Annotated in this window: 1 protein-coding gene and 1 pseudogene; both read left to right on the top strand. The window is 65.6% G+C overall.

Translation table 11 applies throughout. The features are described from left to right. Positions 1-30: 30 nt before the first annotated feature. A pseudogene (locus tag AUC47_RS17015) lies at positions 31-285 on the top strand (DUF7507 domain-containing protein); the annotation flags it as partial. A gap of 30 nt (positions 286-315) precedes the next feature. After that, positions 316-677, top strand: a 362-nt coding sequence (locus tag AUC47_RS16910; RefSeq protein WP_441338620.1) for a DUF7507 domain-containing protein, incomplete at its 3' end; no start/stop codon positions are given.

Here is a 677-nt window from a genome sequence, read left to right on the forward strand (position 1 = left end):
GGTGTGTTGGGTGTGGGTGGTATCGGTGTGGTGGGTGACACGGTGGAGTACGAGGTGGTGGTGACGAATACGGGGAATGTGACGGTCACGGATGGTGTGTTGGTGGATCCGATGGTGGGTCTGTATGACGTGTCGATCGTGTGGCCGGATGCGTCGCGTCCTGGTCGTGTGGGTGTGGGGGAGCAGGCTGTCGGTCGGGGGAAGTATGACCTGACGCAGGCGGATGTGGATCGTGGGTTCGTGGAGAACACGGCGTCGGTGGCGGCGCGGACTCCTGGTGGGGGTCGGGTGTCGGCGGATACGAATACGGTGCGGGTGAACACGGTTCTTCCTGCTCCGGGGTTGGTGGTGTCGAAGTCGGGTGTCGCGTCGGATGTGGGCGCGGTGGGTGATGTGGTGTCGTATGAGTTCGGGGTGACGAACTCGGGCAATGTGACGGTGTCGGGTGTGGTGCTGTCGGATGCGGTGCCGGGGGTGGTGTTGTCGGATGTGGTGTGGCCGGTGGCGGGTGCTCCTGGTGTGATCGCTCCGGGGGAGACGGCGACGGCAACCGGGTCGTATGTGATCACGCAGGCGGATGTGGATGCGGGTCGTGTGGTGAACACGGCGACCGCGTCGGGCACCCCGGCGAGGAGCGAGCCGATCACGGCGACCTCGCCCGAGAGCATCGTCCCCAC

The organism is Microbacterium sp. SZ1 (genome assembly GCF_002362255.1).
Taxonomy (GTDB): Bacteria; Actinomycetota; Actinomycetes; order Actinomycetales; family Microbacteriaceae; genus Microbacterium.